Annotated in this window: 15 protein-coding genes and 10 pseudogenes; 8 read left to right on the forward strand and 17 right to left on the reverse strand. The window is 74.5% G+C overall.

Annotation, left to right across the window (positions count from 1 at the left end):
* The 3 genes and pseudogenes from UK94_RS23550 to UK94_RS63250 all read left to right on the forward strand — a co-directional run.
* On the forward strand, positions 1-564 hold a 564-nt coding region (locus UK94_RS23550), incomplete at its 5' end, for a ferritin-like domain-containing protein (protein ID WP_055751556.1).
* Positions 565-680: 116 nt separating this feature from the next.
* Positions 681-820, forward strand: a pseudogene (locus UK94_RS63245) (acyl carrier protein); the annotation flags it as partial.
* Between the two features lies 1 nt (position 821).
* Positions 822-941: pseudogene (locus UK94_RS63250) on the forward strand (phosphopantetheine-binding protein); the annotation flags it as partial.
* Between the two features lie 37 nt (positions 942-978).
* Here UK94_RS63250 and UK94_RS23560 read toward each other — a convergent pair.
* The 3 genes from UK94_RS23560 to UK94_RS23570 all read right to left on the reverse strand — a co-directional run bounded on the left by UK94_RS23560 (position 979) and on the right by UK94_RS23570 (position 3,550).
* Positions 979-1,527, reverse strand: coding sequence for a YbaK/EbsC family protein (locus UK94_RS23560; RefSeq protein WP_041939884.1), 549 nt, complete (start codon positions 1,525-1,527; stop codon positions 979-981).
* Between the two features lie 123 nt (positions 1,528-1,650).
* Positions 1,651-2,331: a response regulator transcription factor gene (locus UK94_RS23565; RefSeq protein WP_055751557.1), complete on the reverse strand. Its 681-nt coding sequence runs from the start codon at positions 2,329-2,331 to the stop codon at positions 1,651-1,653.
* Positions 2,318-3,550 (reverse strand): DUF5931 domain-containing protein, encoded by a 1,233-nt coding sequence (locus UK94_RS23570; protein ID WP_235489473.1) that lies wholly within the window; start codon positions 3,548-3,550, stop codon positions 2,318-2,320. The genes UK94_RS23565 and UK94_RS23570 overlap by 14 nt, the downstream gene beginning before the upstream one ends.
* Before the next feature lie 114 nt (positions 3,551-3,664).
* Here UK94_RS23570 and UK94_RS63255 point away from each other — a divergent pair.
* The coding region (locus UK94_RS63255) for a YiaA/YiaB family inner membrane protein (RefSeq protein ID WP_268761581.1) at positions 3,665-3,852 on the forward strand (188 nt) is incomplete at its 3' end.
* A 222-nt stretch (positions 3,853-4,074) separates the two neighbouring features.
* Positions 4,075-4,785: a cyclase family protein gene (locus UK94_RS23580; RefSeq protein ID WP_011607435.1), complete on the forward strand. Its 711-nt coding sequence runs from the start codon at positions 4,075-4,077 to the stop codon at positions 4,783-4,785.
* Between the two features lie 1,691 nt (positions 4,786-6,476).
* On the opposite strand, the gene UK94_RS34070 is transcribed toward UK94_RS23580, so the two are convergent.
* The 11 genes and pseudogenes from UK94_RS34070 to UK94_RS63285 all read right to left on the reverse strand — a co-directional run.
* Entirely contained in the window at positions 6,477-6,617 is a 141-nt protein-coding gene (locus UK94_RS34070) for a hypothetical protein (protein ID WP_157734409.1), read from the reverse strand.
* Positions 6,618-7,060: 443 nt separating this feature from the next.
* A partial coding sequence (locus UK94_RS63260) for a GNAT family protein (protein ID WP_235489475.1) occupies positions 7,061-7,293 on the reverse strand: 233 nt, incomplete at its 5' end.
* A gap of 1 nt (position 7,294) precedes the next feature.
* A pseudogene (locus UK94_RS63265) lies at positions 7,295-7,693 on the reverse strand (GNAT family protein); the annotation flags it as partial.
* A gap of 9 nt (positions 7,694-7,702) precedes the next feature.
* Positions 7,703-8,284: a MogA/MoaB family molybdenum cofactor biosynthesis protein gene (locus UK94_RS23595; protein WP_055751561.1), complete on the reverse strand. Its 582-nt coding sequence runs from the start codon at positions 8,282-8,284 to the stop codon at positions 7,703-7,705.
* Positions 8,281-8,910, reverse strand: a complete 630-nt coding sequence (moaC, locus tag UK94_RS23600; protein ID WP_055751562.1) for a cyclic pyranopterin monophosphate synthase MoaC — start codon at positions 8,908-8,910, stop codon at positions 8,281-8,283. Before moaC ends, UK94_RS23595 begins: the two co-directional genes overlap by 4 nt.
* Positions 8,907-9,214, reverse strand: a pseudogene (locus UK94_RS63270) (molybdopterin molybdenumtransferase MoeA); the annotation flags it as partial. The pseudogene UK94_RS63270 and the gene moaC, both read right to left, overlap by 4 nt.
* Position 9,215: 1 nt before the next feature.
* Positions 9,216-9,266, reverse strand: a pseudogene (locus UK94_RS74845) (hypothetical protein); the annotation flags it as partial.
* A 26-nt stretch (positions 9,267-9,292) separates the two neighbouring features.
* A pseudogene (locus UK94_RS23605) lies at positions 9,293-10,253 on the reverse strand (molybdopterin molybdotransferase MoeA); the annotation flags it as partial.
* 277 nt (positions 10,254-10,530) lie between these two features.
* Positions 10,531-10,970 (reverse strand): sugar phosphate nucleotidyltransferase (locus UK94_RS63275; protein WP_268761582.1); only part of this gene is annotated, 440 nt, incomplete at its 5' end.
* A 1-nt stretch (position 10,971) separates the two neighbouring features.
* Positions 10,972-11,251, reverse strand: a pseudogene (locus tag UK94_RS63280) (UTP--glucose-1-phosphate uridylyltransferase); the annotation flags it as partial.
* Position 11,252: 1 nt separating this feature from the next.
* Positions 11,253-11,463, reverse strand: a pseudogene (locus UK94_RS63285) (sugar phosphate nucleotidyltransferase); the annotation flags it as partial.
* 381 nt (positions 11,464-11,844) lie between these two features.
* Here UK94_RS63285 and UK94_RS23615 point away from each other — a divergent pair.
* The coding region (locus UK94_RS23615; RefSeq protein WP_235489477.1) for a 5-formyltetrahydrofolate cyclo-ligase at positions 11,845-12,572 on the forward strand (728 nt) is incomplete at its 3' end.
* A 97-nt stretch (positions 12,573-12,669) separates the two neighbouring features.
* Positions 12,670-12,814: pseudogene (locus UK94_RS63290) on the forward strand (FmdB family zinc ribbon protein); the annotation flags it as partial.
* Positions 12,815-12,820: 6 nt separating this feature from the next.
* Here the strand turns inward: UK94_RS63290 and UK94_RS63295 are convergent.
* Both UK94_RS63295 and UK94_RS76405 read right to left on the reverse strand, forming a co-directional pair.
* Positions 12,821-13,051, reverse strand: a complete 231-nt coding sequence (locus UK94_RS63295) for a hypothetical protein (RefSeq protein WP_011607444.1) — start codon at positions 13,049-13,051, stop codon at positions 12,821-12,823.
* Between the two features lie 817 nt (positions 13,052-13,868).
* Positions 13,869-14,051: pseudogene (locus tag UK94_RS76405) on the reverse strand (hypothetical protein); the annotation flags it as partial.
* Positions 14,052-14,120: 69 nt separating this feature from the next.
* On the opposite strand from UK94_RS76405, the gene UK94_RS23630 reads away from it, so the two are divergent.
* Positions 14,121-14,420, forward strand: a complete 300-nt coding sequence (locus UK94_RS23630) for a hypothetical protein (RefSeq protein ID WP_011607446.1) — start codon at positions 14,121-14,123, stop codon at positions 14,418-14,420.
* Between the two features lie 567 nt (positions 14,421-14,987).
* Here UK94_RS23630 and UK94_RS23635 read toward each other — a convergent pair.
* Positions 14,988-15,749 carry an alpha/beta fold hydrolase gene (locus UK94_RS23635; RefSeq protein ID WP_050997280.1) on the reverse strand — a complete coding sequence of 254 codons (762 nt, stop codon included), beginning with the start codon at positions 15,747-15,749 and terminating at the stop codon, positions 14,988-14,990.
* Positions 15,750-15,778 lie beyond the last annotated feature (29 nt).

The following is a 15,778-nucleotide window of genomic DNA, read 5'->3' on the forward strand; positions in this document are numbered from 1 at the left end:
GAGCTCCAGCACCACTACGCGTTCCGGGCCTGGCTGAAGGCGGTCGACGTACACATCGACCAGGCCAGGATCGAGGCGTTGCGCGAGCCGTACGAGCGTGGCATCACGCCGAGCGCCACCCTGGCCACGAACGTGATCTCCGAGATCATCGTCAACACCGCGTACCGGGCTCTGTCCGCCTGGGTGCGTGAGCCCGTCCTGTCCGACCTGTTCCTGCGGGCGAGCCGCGACGAGGCCGGCCACGCCCGCGAATTCCTGTACTACCTGAAGCGGCGGCTCGAGCAGCACCCCGAGGAACTCACCTCGGTCCTGGAACGCATCCATTTCTATGCGACGAGCTCGCGGCTCAACCACCCGGTCGGGGTCTACAAGCATCAGCTCGTCGAGGAGATGCGGGGCTACGAGACCGTCGACGACGTGATCGACGTCTTCCTGCGGTTCTCGCCGCCGGACGCGCAGGACCGGCTCCAGGCCAAGCTGCGCCGCGCGCTCGGCAGCGCGCTCGGCCGGGACCTGACCCGGAACTCCGACATCCGACAGGCCCTCGCCGACTCCATGGCGTGACACCCCGGGCTTCGCCGGCCCGCCGGCGTGCCCCGGCCCCGCCGGCCGGCGGGGCCGGGGCACGCCCGTCGTCTCATCCGCATCGAACCGCCGATCGCACGATCCGAGGAGTCCCGATGTCGTCATCCCACGCCGAGATCGTCAACACGGTGACCGAGATCGTCGCCGGCGCGCTCCGCCTGCCCGCCGAGACCCTCGCCGCGGACCTCAACCTGCGGACGGTCGAGGGCACGGACTCGGTGAAGGTCCTGCTCGCNATCGCCCGGATCGAGCGCGAGTACAGCATCGAGATCGAGGACGAGGACGTCTTCACCCTGACCACGATCAACGACGTCGTCCGCATCGTGCAGGCGCAGCTCACCGAGACGACGGTCTGACGCCGAACCCGCCTCCCTGCCAGCCGGCCGCTTCCCCTCAGGTGCCGAGGGCGTCGAGGACCTCTGCGGCGGGGAGGGCGGCGAGCGCCGCCCCGGGCAGCCACAGTTTGGATCGGCGCAGGCCGGAGCCAACGACGACCCGGGGATGCTCCGCGACCGCGCGGTCGATCAGCAGCGGCCAGTCGGCGGGCAGCCCGACCGGGGTGATGCCGCCGTGCTCCATCCCGGTGCGGGAGACGGCCGTGTCCATCGGCGCGAACGACACCTTGCGGGCGGCCAGCCGGCGCCGGACCAGCCCGTTCACGTCCGCCCTTGTCGTCGCGAGGACGACGCACGCCGCGAGCGTGGTCTCGGCTCCGCGCCGGGCCGCGACGATCACACAGTTCGCCGAGTCGGCCGGCTCGACCCCGTAGCGCGCGCAGAACGCGGCCGTGTCGGCCACCTCTGGGTCGATCTGGGCCACCTCGACCCGCTCGACGGGCGGCGCGGACCCCGCGTCCGGCCAGGCCGCCAGCGCCGCCGCGGTCGCCGCCGCGAGCAGGTCCGGTCGGTGCAGGGCCGGCACCGGCTGGAGAACCTCGGTCATGCCAGCGAGCGTACGGCGCCGCCGCGGACCTCGATCCATCGACTCGTTCGCGCCGACGCGCCCCCGCGTGTGGTCCGCGGCGGCCGGTCGGAGGCGGTCCGGCGGAGGCCGCCGGGCGGCACGTCAGGACGCGTCGTCGTAGCCCTCGCGGAGGGCGAACCGGGTCAGCTCCACCCGGTTGCGGAGCTGGAGCTTCCCCAGCACGTTGTGCACATGGTTCTGCACGGTGCGATGCGAGACGCCGAGACGCGCCGCCGCGTCCCGGGCTGACAGGCCCTTCGCGATCAGGCGCAGCACCTCGATCTCCCGCGCCGTGAGCCGGGGGGTCGACGGCGTCGCGGTCACGTCGCGCTCCGCCCGCGACATCTCCCCCAGCACGAGCGCGGCGAGCCCCGCGCTGAAGACGGGGACACCGGCGGCCGTGCGACGCACGGCGTCGACGAGCTCCTCGGGCCGCGCCGACTTGACGACGTATCCCGACGCCCCGGCCTGCACCGCCGCGAGGACATCGCCCTGCTCGCCGGAGGCCGAGACGATCAGGACCGCGCCGCCGAACCCGCCGGCCGCCCCCGGACCGCGCAGGCCCCGGATCACCTCGACGCCCGAGCCGTCCGGGAGCATCAGATCGACAACGACGAGGTCGGGCCGGGTCGCGGCGACCACCCGCAGCGCCTGCGCCACCGAGCCGGCCGTGCCGACCACCGCGAACCCCGCCTGGTCCAGATCCCGACTCAACGCCTCCCGCCACAGGGGATGGTCGTCGACGACCACCACCCTCGCCGGTGGCCTGTCATCGTGGGACACGCAGCTCGACCTCCGTCCCCGCGCCGGGCCGGCTCGTCACGGTCACCGTGCCACCCAGCTCCCGCACGCGCCCCCGCACCGAGACCGCGAGCCCCAGCCGCCCCTCGGCGGCGGCCTGCTCCGGGCGCCCGGCCGCCATCCCCACCCCGTCGTCCCGGACGGTCACGACGACCCGGTCGCCGTCGTCCTCCACGAGCACCCAGGCCGACGCCCCGGGGCCGGCATGGCGGGCCACGTTGTCCACCGTGGCCTCGACCGCGGCGACGACCTCCCGCGCGCACTCGACGCCCAGGGGTACCGGCGCGCCCGGCGTCGCCACCGTCACCGCGCCCCGGCCCGGCGCCGCCGGTCGCGCCAGCCGGAGCAGCGGCTCCACCAGGTCCGCCGAGATCCCACTACCCGTCCGCGGCACCCTGCCACCCGACCTGCCGGTCGCCCTGCCCGCCGTTCTGCCCGCCGTTCTGCCCGCAGTTGTGCCGCCCGATCTGCCGCCCGACCTGCCACCAGCCGCGCCGGCCATGACCGGCGCGACGGCGGGCGTGCGCAGCAGCTCCCGCAGCGCCGCCTCCTGCTCGGCGGCCATCGCCGCCACCTCGGCCGCGGGCAGCCCCCGCGGCGCCTCCCGCGAGATCAGCGCGAGCGCCTGCAGAACGCCGTCGTGCACGCGGCGGGCCAGCCGCTCCCGCTCGGCGTCGCCGGCCCGCGCGGCCAGCAGGTCGGCGAGCGCCGTCTCCGCCACCAGCGCCGTGCGGCTCAGGTACCCGACGATCGTCCCGGACAGCAGGAACAGCACGGCCGTGCCGATCGAGGAGTCGTTGACCACGCCGCGTTCGACGAACGTCGCGATCGACAGCAGCAGGCCGGCGACCAGGCCGCCCGCCGTGCCGCCCAGCAGCGCCGCGCCGAGGACGCCGCCGGCCGACCACATCCCCGGCAGGACGTGGCCGGAGCGGGGACCCACCGGCAGGGTCAGGACGACCATCGCCGCGCAGAGCGTGACGTCCGCGGCGACGAGGACGGCCAGCAGCCGAGGGCGCCGGCCGTCGATGGCGGGCGCGAGCACCGACATGACCAGCGACCAGGCCGTCATCACGCCGAAGAGGGTGACGCCGAGCGCGGGCCGGTCGGCCTGCCCGAGGGTCTGGCCGACCAGGGCGACGGCGTAGGCGAGCGACACCCAGCGGTAGACCGTCAGGGACCGCCACAGCGCGCCCCGCACGCCGGCCGGTCCCTGTGGGATCCCCACCCGGCAAGTGTGACAGAAGGTGCACTCAGGACGGAATGAGTATCCGTACTCATGTCAGGACGCCGCAGCGGCCCGAGACTGATCCATATGTCGCCCACACCACCGCAGGCCAGGACCACGACCGTCTTCTTCGTCCAGGCGGCGCTGTCGTTCGCCGTGTCCCTGTGCGCCGTCACGTACGCGATCGCCCGGCTGCCCGGCGACTCCTGGATGCGCGCCTTCCTCTGGCTCGGCCTGCTCTACACCGTGACCTCGGCGTTCACCCTGGCCAAGTGNGTGCGCGACCAACAGGAGGCGGCCAGCGTCGTCAACCGGGTGGACCAGGTCCGGCTGGAGCGGCTCCTGGCGGAGTACGACCCGCTGAAGACGCCGGTCAGTCGCTGAGTCGACGCCGACCACGCCGACCACGCCGGCCGCGCCGGCCGGAACGCCGGACCGGCAGGCATGGTGGTGCCACGGCCCGCCGCCCGCGGGCGCCCCCACCGTCGGAGGTTCCCATGCCGAGCATTCCCGTCGACGACGGTGCGCGGGGCCGCGAACTGGTCGAACTGGTCGACCTGTCCGTGCCGATCGTCAGCGGGATGCCCGTGTACCCGGGGGATCCCGAGGTGGCCGTGGCGCCGGCGCTGCGCGCGGCCGAGGACGGCGTGAACGTGCAGCGCCTGCACCTGGGTTCGCAGTCGGGCACGCACGTCGACGCGCCCTGGCACATCGACGACGCCCTGCCCCGCCTCGACGAGCTGCCGCTGGACCGCTTCACCGGCCCGGCGGTGCTCATCGACGCGCGCGGACAGGCGGCGCAGGGGGCGATCGGGCCCGCCGCGCTCCCGGCGGGCCTGCGCCCCGGTGACGTCGTCCTGTTCGTGACCGGCTGGTCGGATCGCTGGGGGCACCCCGACTACCTGCGCCACCCCTACCTGGCGCCGGACACGGCCCGGGCGATCGCCGACGCCGGGGTGCGGACCGTCGGCATCGACGCCCTGAGCGTGGACCGCACCCCCGGGCCGGGCCAGGAGTTCAGCCTGGCGGCGCACCGGGTGCTGTGCGGCGCCGGCGCGGTGATCGCCGAGAACCTCACCGGCCTGGCGAGGCTGCTGCGGGCCCGGGCGCAGGGGCGGACGATCGAGATCTTCCTGTTTCCCCTGCCGCTCGCCGCGGCCGACGGCGCCCCGGCCCGCGCGGTGGCCCGGCTGGGCCCACTGCCCTGAGCGGGCTGGTTCGGCGCCGCTCGACGGGATGCTGNCGGCAGCTCAGTGGGATGCCGGGCCAGCGTGCCGCCCCAGCCCCNGCGCTCAGCTCCCGACGGCGTGGCGGCGCAGCAGCGGGTCGATGTCGCCGGGATTCTCGCCGGCCGGGTCGCCGGCCGCGGACCCGCCTGCCGGCGCCGCCTCCGGGGACGCGATCAGCCCGCCATGGGTGCCCGGCGGGTTGATCTGGACACGGCCGGGACGCGAGGTGGTCGGCCGGTTGGGGGGACGGACCGCCGGACGGGCGGTCATGCGTGCCGCCGCTGCCGCCCCGACGTCCCCGACGTCCCCGGCCTCCACCTCGACGTACTCGGCCCCGTGACCGGCAGCGTCGTGACCGGCACCGTCGTAACCGGCACCCTCGTAACCGGCACCGTCGTAACCGGCACCCTCGTAGTCGTAGCCGGCACCGTCATGACCGACGTGCGCTTCGGGGCCGGCGGATGGTGCGTAGCCGTAGAGGACCTTCGCGTGGCCGCCACTCNCCGGGCCGCCCGGCTCCTGCTCCTGCACGCTGGCTACGGCCGGGCTCTCGGGATGGGCTCCCCCGCCCGTCCAGTGGGTCGGTCCGGGCTGCTCGTCCTGCCCGGCGTCGTCGCGGTAGGCGTGCTGGGCGGCGATCAGACCGCCGAGGTCGATCGTCTCCGCCCGGGCATGCGCGAGCTCCTCGGGGGTCAGCTCCTCCGCCGGCTGGGGACGGCCGTGGTGGGAGCCGGCGCCCGAGCCGGTGTCCTGGGCGCCGGCGTCTCGCTCGTGGTACGCGAAGGAGGAGCCGACCGGCCGGCGGCGGCTGCGGGCGACCCGCTCGGCCTCGATCCGGCGCTCGATCGAGACCCGGGTGATCGCCAGCCGGCGCTCGACCTGGGCGGCGCGGCGCAGGTGAACGAGGTAACCGGCGAGCCCGAGATCGACCAGGAGCTGCACGGCGATCCACATCCCGCCGAACACGACGGCCAGCACGACGGTCACCGGGAACACCGCCGCCATCAGGGTCAGCCGCTGGCGGCGCACCCGCATCAGGGCCGCCCGCTCTGCGGCCACCCGGTGCAGCGCGATGGTGCGGCGGGAGTCGACCCGCTCGCCGCCGCGGACCGGGCCGTCGCCGCCGGCCGACACCGGGCCGCCCGAAGCCCCGGACCGCGCCGACGACCCCAGCCCACCCGCGGCCGTGGACCCGCCCGACGTACCGGGCCCTCCGGGAGTTCCCGGCCAGCCCAGGCTCGCCGGCCGGCCCGAAGCCGTAGGCCTGGCTGAAGCCGCCGGCCTGCCCGGAGCCGCCGGACCACTCGAAGCCGCCGGACCACTCGAAGCCGCCGACCTGTCGTCGGGGTCCCCAGGAGCGCCGGGGCGCGCGGACACCCGCGCCGCGTAGGAGTCCGGCGCGGCCTGCGCGCCGGTGATGGGATCGCGCGAACGGGGGGACTCCGCCTGCGACATACCCGTTCCTCTCACCCCGCCGAGACGTTCATGGTCACTGTCGAATCGATCGGGTTCGGCCTCGTCGTGGTCAGGTGGACGGCGGGAGAGCACCCGCATCGCCACCGTGAACCGCTCGGTGGAACGCTGCTCCGAGGCCGTGTCGTGGCGGCGCAGCCACATGGGGATCAGGACAAATCCCCACACCGCGACAATCGCCGCCCAGATCAGCGCGCTCACCGGAGCACCGCCGTCCGGCCGGAGTGGATCCCGCGATGCCGCGGCGCCGGAACCGGCACGATTCCCGCGCGGGAGGCCGAGCACGCACCGTCCGCGCCGGGCGCGGCGAGCGCGGCGAGCGCGGAGGTGCTGACCATGCGGGGCCTCTTCTCGACACCAGCGGATAGCGATTTCGCTGTTGACGCTAGTGAGCGAAATCCACGTGGTCACCGACCCGAACCCCGCGTGTCGCATCCGCAATCGGATGGGCGAGGGTCGTCCCACCGTCGTCTAACCGACCCCGAGCCCCCCGTGTGGGCTCGGCTTGGCATACGCAGGCACTCGCAGATAGCACCCGCCTCCAGCAGGTCGCTGCGAATGAGCTCGGGCGTGAGTGTCGGAACAACGCGCCGTGACGACGAGGGGCGGGCGTCCGCTTACCGACACCCGCCACCGAGCGGAGTGGAACTCGTCACCCCACCCACGGCATAACCCGGAAGCGGGCCCCCGATCCCGCTCCGGGCCACCGCGGATCGGGGCAGCTGGCGGCGGCTCACGCTCGCCGACGCCGGCGCGTCCGCGCGGGGCCGACCGCGAGCGGTCAGGGCCGGCTGTAGCGGCTCTCCCGCCAGCGGCGCACGAGCCCCTCGGGAACGTCCTCGGTCGTGAGCGCGAATCCGAGGTGGTCGCGGTAGTGCCCGTCGATGGAGAGATAGCGCCGGTGCAGGCCCTCCTCGCGGAAACCGAGCTTGGCCAGCACCCGCTGGCTGGCGGAGTTCTCGGGCCGCACATTGGCCTCGACGCGGTGCAGGCCGACCGGGCCGAAACAGTGGTNGACGACGAGCGCGAGGGCCGTCGGGGTGATGCCCCGCCCGGCGAAGCCGCTGTCCACCCAGTAGCCGACCTGCGCGCTGTTGAAGGCGCCGCGGACAATCGTCGACACCGTCACCTGGCCGACGAGCCGCCCGTGGAAAACGACCCCGAACGGCAACGCCATGCCGATCCGCGCCTGCTGACGCAGCCGGTGCAGCATCTGCCGGTACACCGAGATGGTCTGGCGCTGCGCCCAGGTCTCGCGGACCATGACGAGACCGGGCGGGGTCGCCTCCCACGGCGCCAGCCAGTCGGCGTTGCGCAGCCGCACCTCGACCCACGCGGAGGCGTCACGCAGCCGCAGCGGCCGCACCGTCACCGATCCCTCGGACAGCACCGCCGGCCAGCCCGGAGCCCGCACCATGGCGCCCTACTCCGCCGTCTCGGCGACGCCGGGCGCCCCCGTGTGGTCAGCGGCCGTCTGGTCAGCCGCCGTGTGGTCAGCCGCCGTGTGGTCGCCGGCGCCGCGGAGCTGGGCCACGGCGTGTCCGACCACCCCGGCAAGCACGCCCAGCCCGTCGCGGACGCCGCCCGTCGAACCCGGCAGGTTCACCACCAGCGTCGCCGCCGCGGTCCCGGCAAGCCCGCGGGAGAGCACCGCCGCGGGGACGGCGTCACGGCCGGCGGCCCGCAGCGCCTCGGCGAGTCCGGGGATCGGCCGTTCGATCACGTCCCCGGTCGCCTCGGGGGTGACGTCCCGCGGCCCGAGACCGGTCCCGCCGGTGGTGACGACCAGGTCGATCCCGTCGGCGACGGCGGCCCGCAGGGCGGCCGTGATCCGCTCCCGCTCGTCGGGGACGACCTGCGCCGGGCCGACCGCGAAGCCGAGCGCGGCCAGCCCGGTGACGAGCAGCGGCCCGGAGCGGTCCGGGTAGACGCCCCCGTACGCCCGGTCGGACACGGTGACGACCCGAGCTCGCGCTCCCGGCGGAGGGCTCGACGAGCCACTCACCGGACCGCCTCCGCCGGTCCCGCCGCCTCCGCCGGTCCCGCCGCCTCCGCCGGTCCCGCCGCCTCCGCCGGTCCCGCCGCCTCCGCCGGTCCCGCCGCCTCCGCCGCCTCCGCCGGTCCCGCCGGCGTGGTCGGCACGACCTCCCGGGAGGGCCCGGCGCGCCAGTCGCCGTGGCGCCCGCCCGTCTTGGCCAGCACCCGCACACCGGTCAGTTCCGCGCCGGGATCGACCGCCTTGACCATGTCGTGCAGGGTCAGTCCGGCCACGGTGACGGCGGTCAGCGCCTCCATCTCGACGCCGGTCCGGTCGGCCGTCCGCACGGTGGCGGTGATCTCCACCCCGTCGTCGCGGACGGTGAGGTCGACGGTGACCCCGGAGATCGCGATGGGATGGCACAGCGGGACGAGGTCCGGCGTGCGCTTCGCGCCCATGATCCCGGCGATCCGGGCGGTCCCGAGCGCGTCCCCCTTGGGCACCCCGGTGCCGCGCAGCAGCCCGACCACCTCCGGGGTGACCCGCAGCAGGCCGGTGGCGCTCGCCGTGCGGGCGGTGACGTCCTTGGCCGTGACGTCGACCATTCGGGCCGCGCCGTGCTCGTCGACGTGGGTGAGCCGGGCCGCGGTCATCGGGCGTTCGGCCCCGACGGTTCCGACGGCCCCACGCCCACGCCTGCGCCTGCGCCCGTGCCCGTGTCCGACCTGTCGGTCTCCGCCCAGCCCATGCCGGAGAGGATGGCGCCTGCGTCCCCGCCAAGCAACAGTGCCGGCAGCCGGGCGCCGGCCGGCACCTCCGTCATGTCCTCGGCGATGACCAGCAACGCCTGCGCGCCGGCCAGGGAGGTGAGCTGGTGGGAGCCCTGGCCGCCGGCCGGGCGGGCGACGGTGTCCGGGCCGGGCCGGCCGTCGACGTCGAGATGGTCGAGGACGACCCNCACGAACGTGCGCCGGCCGGGCTGGGAACGCAGCGCCGTGCCGACCGTCACGACGATCCGCGGCAGACCCGTGGCCNCCAGCCCGCGCATCCGGCGCAGGGCCGGGCGCACGAACAGCTCGAAGGAGACCAGCGCGCTGACCGGGTTGCCGGGCAACGTGAAGATCGGCACCCCGTCGACCAGGCCGAAGCCCTGCGGTTTGCCCGGCTGCATCGCCACTTGGTCGAACCGCACGCTGCCGGTCCCGGTGAGGACCTCCTTGACGACGTCGTAGGCGCCGACGCTGACCCCGCCGGTGGTCACCACCGCGTCGACCTCGCCCAGCACGCCGTGCAGGGCCTTGGCGAAGGCGTCGGGCTCGTCGGGCACGCCGGTCAGCCGGCGGACGATTGCGCCGGCCTCGCGGGCGGCGGCGGCGATGCCGTGACTGTTGGAGTCGACGATCTGCCCCGCGCCGAGCCGCGAGCCGACCTCGACGAGCTCGGTGCCCGTGGACAGCACCGCCACCCGGGGCCGCGGGTGCACCGGCGGGCGCGCCACGTTGACGGCGGCGAGCAGGCCGATCTGGGCCGAGCCGATGACCGTCCCCGCCGGCAGCACCAGCGCGCCGGGGGTGACATCCTCGCCGGCACGGCGGATGTGCAGCCCGCGGGCGGCGGGTCGGCGGACCGCGACCGATGCGCGCCCGCCGTCGGTCCACTCGAGTTGGACCACCGCGTCCGCTCCGCGGGGCAGCGGAGCGCCGGTCATGATCCGCACCGCCGTGCCGGGATCCAGCGGCGCCGGCGTGCCGGGCCCGGCCGGGATGTCGCCGACGACAGGCAGCGTGGTGGGGGCGTCGGCGGTGGCCGCGGCGACGTCGGCAGCCCGCACGGCGTAGCCGTCCATGGCCGAGTTGTCGAAGCTGGGCAGGGCCACCGTCGCCCGGACGTCGGCGGCGAGCACGCAGCCGTGGGCCTGTTCCAGCCCGGCGCGCCGGGGGCGGGTCGGCGCCACCTCCGCGAGAATCCGCTCCAGGTGTTCATCCACCGTCGTCATCGGCGCCCGTCCCCGTTCCTGTTGCCCTGTGATGCCGGCCCGGCGTGCCCGGCCGGCATCGTCCGGGCTACGGCCATCGGAGCCCGGACACCTTCACTGCATCGGCGGGCGGGCGGGTGCCACGCACCCGTCGACGTCCACCGATCCACGCCCGACCTGCGCGCCGATCGCGCCCGGGCCGATCCCGGGAGCGTTCCTGCCCACGCCGGAAGCGTCAAGGTTAGACGAATGCAACAAGGTCAATCAGAGGGAGGAAGGTCGGAGAAAGGCCCGTGAATTAGGACAAATTTCCCTTGGGTCCGCCGGCGGCGACGTACTCCTCGAGCCACGGATAGAGGTCGGGGCCCAGATCCGCCCGCTCGCAGGCGAGCCGGATGACCGCCTTGAGGTAGTCGATCCGGTCCCCGGTGTCGTAGCGCCGGCCCGTGAACACCACGCCGTGCACCGGCTGGGCGTCCGTGCCCCCGGCCACCGCGTTCAGCGCCAGCGTCCGCAGCGCGTCGGTGATCTGGATCTCCCCGCCTCGCCCGGGCTCGGTGCGCCGCAGCACCTCGAAGATCTCCGGGGCCAGGACGTAGCGGCCGATGATCGCCAGGTTGCTCGGCGCCTCCGCGACCGGCGGCTTCTCCACCAGGTCCAGGATGCGCACGATCCCGTACCGGTCGTCCGGCCCGGTGGGGACGGACTCCACGGTGGCGACGCCGTACATCGAGACCTNCTCCCGCGGGACCTCCATCAGCGCGATGACGCTGCCGCCGAAGCGGGCCTGCACCGCGAGCATCTCCGCCAGCAGCGGGTCGCGCTCGTCGATGAGATCGTCACCGAGCAGGACGGCGAAGGGCTCGTCGCCCACGTGCGCGGCCGCGCACAGGATGGCGTGACCGAGCCCCCGCGGCGAGGGCTGGCGGACCGAGTGCACCTCGGCCAGCTCCGCCGACGCGCGGACTCGGCGAAGGCGGGTCTCGTCGCCCTTGCGTTCGAGCGCGGCCTCGATGTCCNCCTCTCGATCAAAATGGTCCTCGATCGCCTTCTTGGTACGACTGGTGACAAGGAGGACGTCGCGCAGGCCGACCCGGGAGGCCTCCTCGACGACGTATTCGATAGCCGGCCTGTCGACGACCGGCAGCATCTCCTTGGGCACCGCCTTGGTGGCCGGCAGGAAGCGAGTGCCCAGACCCGCGGCCGGAATAACCGCCTTCGTCACTGGCATGGGGAAACCTTAGCCGGGTCGAAGTGCACGGGCACCGCGGCGGGCGCCTTCCACGGACGATGCACAGGTCGGGCGGTGTCCGTCCGGGTGCCGGGCGCCACCGGCCCGGCCACGACACCGCCGGCCCCGCGCGCCAAGCACCCACCCCGCCCACCCGCCGCCCACGGCTCCCACGATCCGGACGACCCGCCCGCTGCGGCTCGCGCGCCCCGTCCGCGGGCCGTGGAGCCCCGCCGGCGCCCCCGCGACCGCGGCCGCCGGTGTGACCCGTCGTGGCCGCGCGGGCCGGTGGCCTGCTCCGCCGCGCATCCCACGACATCATCCGAGGCCGAGGACCCCGGCAACCGCCCCTGCGGCGCCGACCTGCGGGAGGCTGAGCACGTGCAGGGAAAACACCCACCACCCGATCACCCGCGGGAGACGCCCGCCGCCGAGCCGCCGACCCGGCCGCCCGCCCTGCCACCCTCCCTGCCGCCGGCCCTGCACCCCGGCCTGCCGGTGGCCGGCGCGGTGCTCGGATCGGACGGTGACGCCGCGGCGGGCGGCTCCGCCAAGCAACGGCTGCGCGCCCGGCTGCTCGCCCAGCGGCGAGCCTCCCTGGCCCTGCGCCACGAGCCCTGGTCGTCGGCGGACACGGCGGTGCTGGCGACACGGATCCTGCAGATCCCCGAGATCACCGACGCCCGGTGCGTCGCGGCCTATGTGGGGCTGCCCGGCGAGCCCGATCTCGCCGACCTGCTGGCCCGGCTGCTCGCCCGCGGCACCCGGGTGCTGCTGCCGGTGGTGCGCGCCGATCTCGACCTCGACTTCCGCGAGTACGCCGGCACCCTGATCCCGGGCGCCCTGGGCACCCGGGAGCCACCCGCGGCGGCACCCTCGGGGGACCTTTCCGCGGCCGACGTCGTGATCATCCCGGCGCTCGCCGTCGATCGGGCGGGACGGCGACTCGGTCGGGGCGGCGGCTCCTACGACCGCGCGCTGCGCCGGGTCGCGCCCGACGTGCCCGTGATCGCCGTGCTCTACGACCAGGAGCTGCTCGATCTCGTCCCCACGGAGGAGCACGATCGCAGCGTGAAGATCATCGTCACGCCAAGTCGTACGCTACGGTGNGAACCGACCGACGGCACCCGGGAACATCCGAGNCCGTCCACGAGCTAAAGTTGGCAGTCGCCACTTCTGAGTGCCAGCTCCGGGAGGAGTACGTGNCTACCTACCAGTACCGCTGCACCGACTGCGGACGTGACCTTGAAGTCGTGCAGAGCTTCAGCGATGCGTCACTGACGGAGTGCCCGACCTGCGCCGGACGACTTCGTAAAGTGTTCGGTTCGGTGGGCGTGGTGTTCAAGGGCAGNGGCTTCTACAAGAACGACAGCCGGTCGAGCTCCGCCGGCGGTTCCACGCAGCACCGCCCGAAGGACACCGCGGACGCCGCGAGCACCAACGCCACCAGCTCCGCCGGCGGAAGCGACTCGTCGTCCAGCTCCGAGTCGTCCTCGGCCGCCACCGCGGCGAGCAGCAGCTCGTCCTCGTCGGCGCCCTCGACGTCGAGCACGGCCTCCAGCACCGCGGCGGCCTGACCGACCGACACACCTGCACCGTCCACCGAAGGCGTCCGGGCGCTCGTCGCCCCGGGCGCCTTCGGTATGCCCCGGGCGGCAACGACCCGGCGCCCCGCTGGACTCGGCGCCCCGCTGGACCACGCGCCCCGCCGGGCCAAGCACCCCGCCGGGCCGAGCACCCGCCTTCGCGCGACCGGTCCCGCACGACCGGCCCTCGGCGTCAGCCCACTGCCGGGTGGCGCACTGCGGTACGTCCCGCACGCTTGCCGGCACCGGAGCGGTACCCGATGCACCGCACCGCCCCCGGCGACCCGAACGAGACGAGGCCGGGGCTCCGCGTCGCCCTGACCGATGCCGATGCCGACGAGACCGGATGACGGGACCCACGGCGACGTGACCGATGCCGGAGCCGGGGCCGGAGGAGGCCGGGTCCGACGAAGCCGGGATCACGGGAGTCGACGGTCGCGGTCGCGCGGTCGGGCAGGCCCGACGAGTGCCACGTGGACGGGCGTCCCATGCCTGTCCGNCTCGCCTTCCCCCAGTGGTGACCGGCGACCGGCGCTCCGCTCAGATCGGAGCACCGCACACCGATGAACCGGGACGGGAGCGGACGTTCCGTTTCGTACAGCTCCCCGAAATGCGCTGTTAGTGCGATTCAGCACGGCTGCCAGGCATTTCCGTTCGCCTCCGGACGGCAGGTACCGCCGAAGCCGACGACGGCGACGGCCGCCGATCCGGACCGACTCCGGATCGGGTCACGCGCCCGCGCCGCCGTACCAGACACACCGCCTACTGTTTGCGGCGTCGATAGTGCTCCACGATCCAGGCGTCTACCTCTCGCTTGCNCCAAACTCGGGTGCCTTTGGCACCACTACCCGTCGGCGCGTTGATGACCTGCAAGGGTGCCGGAAACCGGGAGTCCTTGCGCGTCCAGTAGTCCACCGCCTGGCGAGTGATCTTGAGTTGGAACGCGATGTCCCCGATGCCGACCAACTGCTCACCGTCGTCCACGCGGAACATCGTAACCACTNTGCTCTTCCCCAAGAACCTCGCTAGGGTCTATTTTGCTGCGTAGCAAATTTACGGAGGAGGAAACTGATGCCCCCCACGCCACGCCGCGCCGATGAGGTCGGGGCGCTGTTAGACCGCGACGAGGACTACGACACCGATCCGATCGGGGATCCGCCGATCACGGTGAGCCGCTACCGGGCGTCGATCCGGGCGGTCCTGGATGTCCGGACGCCGGAGCCCGGGATCGTCGCTTCCGCGTGGTCCCAACGGGAGACGGACGCCTTCCTGGCGGGCAGCCGGGCTACCCTGCGGCTCGTCATCGAGGTGATCGGGCACGCCCTGGCCACGCCGCCACCCGCCCGCGGTGGTTCCAGCGGCGTAGATTGACCGTCGGCGCGCGGCCCGGATCCGGGTGGCCACCATCCCGTCCGGATCCGGGCCCCGCGCCCCCGGCCGGCGGCATTGCCGCAGCCGGCCCGGGCGCGTGAGCGGCCCGGGCATCGGGCCGAACAACGGCTCGCGGCTAACCCGTCAGCGGGACGCAGTCGGCGTCCCGTCGGCAATCGATTCAGCACCGACCTGCGGCCCCGACCGCGATCGCCGGTCCGGGACCGCGGCAACCAACAGGCCGCGCCACACGAGGGGAAGATCATGGGCGCCACTGAGCCGCGCGACGACGANGCGTTCGACGACGAACGGGAGATCGGATGGGGCGACGAGTCATTGTCCGAGGAAGACGACCCGGACATCGAGCGGCTCCTCGCCGATCTGCCGCCGCACCACGTCGAGCGCTGACCGCAGGCGACACCGCTGGTCACCGGCGCGGGCCACGAGGAGGAAAGCGCCGCGTCGGGCCGGCTTTCCCGGCACAATACCTCTACCGGTAGGTAAGCCCGACCGCCGTACCACGGCACCCGCGCCAGATCAGGCGAATTGCGGGTGCCGAGGCACGGTTTACCGCGTTGACCGCGCCCCCGGCACGCGCAATCCGTGGTCGGAGCTGGACTGCCCGCGGGAAGCAGGCGCCGAGCCGGCCTCGGGGCCACGGTGGACGCTCTCGAGCAGGCGGGCGAAGGCGGCCGGCGCCTCCAGGTGGGCTGCGTGTCCGCAACCGGGCACGACCCGGACCGTCAGCCCCAGCTTCTCCCGCAGGAGCAGGGCGGCACGATGGCGCACGGGCGGCGAGTCCGCCCCCACCGTGATGATCGTCGGGCAGATCCGCGCCGGCAGCGGCGGCGGCTCGAAGTCCAGGAACATCGCCAGGTCCCGAGCGACGGCGTCCGGGTCGGCCGGTGCGTCGGCGGAGCTCCACGCGGGCCCGTACAGCGCGCGGGCGAAGGGGACCACGCCGCCCTGGGCGAACGCGGCGGCCATCGGCGCGAGCAGCCCGGGCAGCAGCGACCCCACGGCCGGCTCGTGCAGCACGGCACCCGCCAGGGGCACGCCGGCGGCGAGGATCGCCAGCCCCAGCGTCGCGCCGCCGCTCACCCCGCCGTAGACGGCGCCGTCGAGCAGCGGCCGCAGCGCCACCAGTTCCGCGGCCAGACTCCCGGTGGACGGCCGGTCCGGGGCCTGCACCGGCCGGTCGCCGAGTTCTCGACGCACGTGCCGCCACACCGCCCCTGTCGTCGCCGTGCCGTGCACGAGCACGACGGGTGGCACCACCCCGGTCCCTCCTGCCGTGCCGGGCGTCCCGGCCGCCCTCGTCTCCGACATCACGGCCTCCCCGTTCCACGCATCGTCCC

The sequence above is a fragment of the Frankia sp. AvcI1 genome (genome assembly GCF_001420875.1).
Lineage (GTDB): Bacteria > Actinomycetota > Actinomycetes > Frankiales > Frankiaceae > Frankia > Frankia alni.

Coding starts and splice junctions, on each gene's coding strand:
- UK94_RS23635 (WP_050997280.1), bottom strand. CDS start 15,749: ATGTCGGAGACGAGGGCGGCCGGGACGCCCGGCACGGCAGGAGGGACC.
- UK94_RS23580 (WP_011607435.1), top strand. CDS start 4,075: ATGCCGAGCATTCCCGTCGACGACGGTGCGCGGGGCCGCGAACTGGTC.
- moaC (WP_055751562.1), bottom strand. CDS start 8,910: ATGACCGCGGCCCGGCTCACCCACGTCGACGAGCACGGCGCGGCCCGA.
- UK94_RS23560 (WP_041939884.1), bottom strand. CDS start 1,527: ATGACCGAGGTTCTCCAGCCGGTGCCGGCCCTGCACCGACCGGACCTG.
- UK94_RS34070 (WP_157734409.1), bottom strand. CDS start 6,617: ATGGTCAGCACCTCCGCGCTCGCCGCGCTCGCCGCGCCCGGCGCGGAC.
- UK94_RS23630 (WP_011607446.1), top strand. CDS start 14,121: ATGCCCCCCACGCCACGCCGCGCCGATGAGGTCGGGGCGCTGTTAGAC.